Origin of the sequence: Streptomyces sp. YS-3, from assembly GCF_045257485.1 — a bacterium.
In the GTDB taxonomy this organism is placed as follows: domain Bacteria; phylum Actinomycetota; class Actinomycetes; order Streptomycetales; family Streptomycetaceae; genus Streptomyces.
Genome location: NZ_JBJHPC010000605.1, coordinates 1 through 4,140, shown reverse-complemented (window position 1 = coordinate 4,140; position 4,140 = coordinate 1). Strand labels below are relative to the sequence as shown.

Genomic DNA, 4,140 nt, shown 5'->3' with positions numbered 1-4,140 from the left:
GCCCTGCGACGACGGCGACCACCCCACCCCGGAACAGATAGAGGGCCCGTACTTCAAGCCGAACTCCCCCGAACGCACCTCGCTCCTCGACACGGGCACCCCCGGCACCCGCCTCACCGTCACGGGATACGTCTTCGGCCGGGCCTGCCTGCCCCTGTCGGGCGTGTTGCTCGACTTCTGGCAGGCCGACACCAACGGTGCCTACGACAACACCGGCTTCCGTCTCCGCGGCCACCAGTACACGGACGCACGAGGCGCGTTCACGCTCACCACGATCGTGCCGGGCCTCTACCCCGGCCGCACCCGCCACATCCATGTGAAGGCGCAGGCGCCCGGACGGCCGGTGCTCACCACCCAGCTGTACTTCCCCGGTGAGCCCCGCAATACCACCGACTCGCTCTTCGACGCCCGGCTGCTGATGACCGTTCGGGACGCGGGCGGCGCGAAGGAGGCGGCGTTCGACTTCGTCCTGGACGTGGCCCAGTCACCGTCGCCGACCCCCACACCCACCGGCCCGCCGCCCGGAACCACCTGGGCCGTCGGCACGGCCTACCGCTCGGGCGACCGCGTCGCCTACGGCGGTCGCGGCTACGTCTGCCTCCAGGCACACACCGCACAACCGGGCTGGGAACCGCCGAACGTACCCGCGCTGTGGCGGACGGGGTGAATCGTCGCCCCGCCGTCCATTCCACCGGCGCGGCCCTGAATCCGCGCGATAACGCGCAGACTCGGGCGCGCTCAGGGCGAGAGGCCGAAGGAGGAAAGGCCGAAGAGGGAAAGGCCGAAGGGCGAAAGGATGAAGAGGTAAGGCCGAAGGGGAAAGTGCCCCATTGATCCCGCTGAGTTCATCAGGTCGTTGAGACCGATCGGGCGGTTGGGCCCGCGGAGTCCGAGGAGTTCACGGACTCCCTGAAGTCCATGGAGTTCGTCGAGTCCGTGGAGTTCGGGCATTCCCCTCATGCGGTCGCGGATGGCAGACTGCGATCATGACTACGGAGACGATCAACGCGGCGGCAGCGGGCGCCTGGAAACTCGGTGACCTGTCGGTCAACCGCCTGGGATTCGGCGCGATGCGCCTGACGGGGAGCGCCGCATTCGACCTCGGCACAGTGAGCGACCGCGAGCGGTCCCTCGCTGTACTGCGGCGCGCGGTCGAACTCGGCGTCAACCACATAGACACCGCCGCTTTCTACTTCTCCCGGCTCCGTTCCGCCAACGAACTGATCAACCGGGCGCTGGCGCCCTACCGGGACGAACTGGTCATCGTCACCAAGGTCGGCCCGGGGCGCGACGCGTCCGGCGCATGGCTTCCGTGGGCGACCCCGGAGCAACTGCGCGGCCAGGTGGAGGAGAACCTGCGTCAGCTCGGCCGCGACCACCTCGACGTGGTCAACCTGCGTCTCAACGGGCCCGGTTCGCTCGCCGAGCACTTCGGCGCACTGGCCGAGCTGCGCGAGGCGGGCCTCATCCGCCACCTGGGCATCTCCAACATCGGGCCCGAGCACCTGGCGGAGGCCCAGGCGATCGCGCCGGTGGTCTGTGTGCAGAACCGGTACGGGCTGGACAGCAGGCGTACGGGCTCCGACGAGGTGCTGCGGCTCTGCGGTGAACAGGGCATCGCGTTCGTCCCCTTCTTCGCCATCGCCGGTGAGGGGCGCGAGAGCGGGGCGGGGCAGAGGGACGGCGGGGACGGCGAGGCGGTCCTCGCGGTCGCCCGCGCTCACGGGGCGACGCCCGCGCAGATCCGCCTCGCCTGGACGCTCCAGCAGGGCGCACACGTGCTGGCCATCCCGGGGACCGGCAACCCGGACCACCTGGTGGAGAACGTGGCCGCAGGCGCGCTGCGGCTCACGGACGAGGAGATGGCACTGCTGGAGTCGTCGGACGCCTAGATGTCCGCAATGAACCACGTACGGCCTTTTTAGTTCCTATGTCGTCAATCTATTCATTGGGAATGATAAAGAGGCTTAGCTTTTCTTTTGGGTGCCGCGAGGACCGTTCTTTCCTCCGTTGATGTGCGGAGAAGTCCGAGAGATCGCCGCCAGGAGAAGTGAAGTGGGTCACTCGGGGTGTGCGTGGATGCGCCCCGGTGGCGTGCGTATTCCGTTCCGTGGCAGGCGAGTTGGGGATACGGGGAGAAGTGCGCCCGTATCCCCGTCCGCGATGGATCTTTCTCTCCGGCCGCGGAATGAATTCCCGCTCTTGTTTCGGCCGGTCCTATTCGATTACGGTCTCGCTCAAATCCGGATGGACCGCCGAATCCTGCCGCTGTCCGGAAACCTCCCACACACGAAAAGGCAGGAGCGGGGGACCCAGGTAGTCGCCGGATCCGGATGACGGAACGGCTCGGGGTGAAGCCGCGTGCAGCGCGGCCGGGCAGCTCTCGCCCGAACCCGACAGCTCACCTCGCAGGCGAAGGAGAGGAATTCGCCATGCCTGCAAAGGGTAAGCACCGCCGCCCCAAGTCCAGCAGCCTGACCCGGGGCATCGCCGCCGCGGGCACGGGCGGCGCCGCGCTCATCATTCCGGTGATCGGCGCGACGAGCGCCGGTGCCGCACCCTCGGCCGCCCCCCACGCCGGCGCCGTGAAGGCCGCCTCCGCCGTCGCCGCAGTCAAGGGCGCGGTCTCCGCCAAGCCGATCGTCGCGACGAAGGCCACTGCGGCGAAGACCACCGCGGCGAAGGCTGCCCCGACGACCTACTCCGTCGTCGCGGGGGACACCCTCTCCAAGATCGCCCAGGACCTCGATGTGAGCGGCGGCTGGAAGAAGCTGTACCAGGACAACCGCCAGGCCATCGGCGGCAACCCGGCGCTGATCCACCCCGGTCTCGCACTGACGGTGGGCCAGAAGGCCAAGGCCGCCTCCGCCGACCGCGCCGCCACCCCGGCCCGGGCCGACCGTTCGGCGCGGACGAGTGCGCCGCTCCAGCAGGCGAGCGCCACCGTGACGAAGGCGTACGGCAACGATCTGGACGGCTGGATCCGGCAGTCGCTGGACATCATGGCCCAGCACGGCATCCCCGGCTCCTACGACGGCATCTACCGCAATGTCATGCGCGAGTCGTCGGGCAACCCCTTCGCCATCAACAACTGGGACTCCAACGCCGTCGCCGGCACGCCCTCCAAGGGTCTCCTCCAGGTCATCGACCCCACCTTCCAGGCCTTCCACGTGCCCGGTACCTCGACGGACAGCTACGACCCCGTCGCCAACATCGTCGCCGCCTGCAACTACGCGGCGAAGACGTACGGCTCGATCGACAACGTGAACGGCGCCTACTGACCGAAGGCCTCCCCTCCCTTCCGCGCGCGACCGTTGCGGACCATCTGGTCCATCAGGGACCAGATGGTCTGTTACGGTGGCGGGGACCAGGCCCAGGGGAGGACCGCATGCCACGCCCGACGCGTGCCGAACTCGACGCCGAGATCATCGAGGCCGCCGCCGAACTCTTCACCGCCCAGGGCTACCTCGGCACCTCCGTGCAGGAGATCGCGGACCGGGTCGGCTACTCCAAGACCGGGCTGCTGCACCGTTTCCCCTCCAAGGAACGACTGCTCGCGGCGACCCTCATCGGTCCGCTGACCGAGTTCGCCGCGCTGCGGGCCACCTGGGGCGCCCTGCCGCGGGGGACCGAGCGGCATCTGCGGGCCTCGGCCGACCTCGTCGACCTGGCGCTGCGCCACCGCTCCCGGCTCGCCCTGCTCTTCAACTCCGGGCTGCCGGTACTGCCCGGCGCGCTCGCCGGGGTGGCGGGCATGGGGGATCTCGGCGACCACCGCACGGAGACGCTGGCCGCCTTCGCCGATGCGGACGACCTGGCGGGCACGATCCGGGCGCAGCTGGCCGTGACCGGCCTGGTCAGCACCGTCGCCGCCCGTCAGGACGTACCGGACGAGCTGCTGCGCGCCCCGCTCCTGAGCGCCTTCCGCGCCGCGTGCGGGATCTGCGCGGACCCCGTCACCGGTGAGGGGGCCGCGTGCTGAGGGCGCGTGTCGTGGCGGGCCGGGCGCTGCGGGGGTGGCGCAAGTACGCCGTGGCCATGGTGGTGCTGTCCGGGCTGAAGCCGAGGTCGAAGCCGAGTGCGCCGGACAGGTCCCGGTAGGACACGAAGGCGGTGGCCCTGGCGGAGGCGGCGTGGGCC

General features: G+C 69.8%; 5 protein-coding genes and 1 riboswitch. Of the genes, 4 read left to right on the top strand and 1 reads right to left on the bottom strand.

All coding sequences use genetic code 11. The annotated features are described in order from the left end of the window. From ACJA3G_RS31665 to ACJA3G_RS31650, 4 genes are all read left to right on the top strand, one after another. On the top strand, positions 1 to 667 hold a 667-nt coding region (locus ACJA3G_RS31665; RefSeq protein ID WP_406556485.1), incomplete at its 5' end, for a carbohydrate-binding protein. Between the two features lie 319 nt (positions 668 to 986). Continuing rightward, a complete protein-coding gene (locus ACJA3G_RS31660) occupies positions 987 to 1,892 on the top strand; it encodes an aldo/keto reductase (protein ID WP_406556484.1) in 906 nt (301 codons plus the stop codon). Between the two features lie 351 nt (positions 1,893 to 2,243). Then, positions 2,244 to 2,428: riboswitch (cyclic di-AMP (ydaO/yuaA leader) on the top strand. A 4-nt stretch (positions 2,429 to 2,432) separates the two neighbouring features. Continuing rightward, positions 2,433 to 3,281: a transglycosylase SLT domain-containing protein gene (locus ACJA3G_RS31655; RefSeq protein ID WP_406556483.1), complete on the top strand. Its 849-nt coding sequence runs from the start codon at positions 2,433 to 2,435 to the stop codon at positions 3,279 to 3,281. 107 nt (positions 3,282 to 3,388) lie between these two features. Beyond that, positions 3,389 to 3,982, top strand: a complete 594-nt coding sequence (locus ACJA3G_RS31650; protein WP_406556482.1) for a TetR/AcrR family transcriptional regulator — start codon at positions 3,389 to 3,391, stop codon at positions 3,980 to 3,982. Here the strand turns inward: ACJA3G_RS31650 and ACJA3G_RS31645 are convergent. Continuing rightward, positions 3,957 to 4,140, bottom strand: a 184-nt coding sequence (locus ACJA3G_RS31645) for a hypothetical protein (protein ID WP_406556481.1), incomplete at its 5' end; no start/stop codon positions are given. The two genes, ACJA3G_RS31650 and ACJA3G_RS31645, sit on opposite strands and share 26 nt — an antisense overlap.

Bases quoted from the DNA above. Each gene is read 5' to 3' on its own strand.
- ACJA3G_RS31660 (WP_406556484.1), top strand. From the start codon at position 987: ATGACTACGGAGACGATCAACGCGGCGGCAGCGGGCGCCTGGAAACTC.
- ACJA3G_RS31655 (WP_406556483.1), top strand. From the start codon at position 2,433: ATGCCTGCAAAGGGTAAGCACCGCCGCCCCAAGTCCAGCAGCCTGACC.
- ACJA3G_RS31650 (WP_406556482.1), top strand. From the start codon at position 3,389: ATGCCACGCCCGACGCGTGCCGAACTCGACGCCGAGATCATCGAGGCC.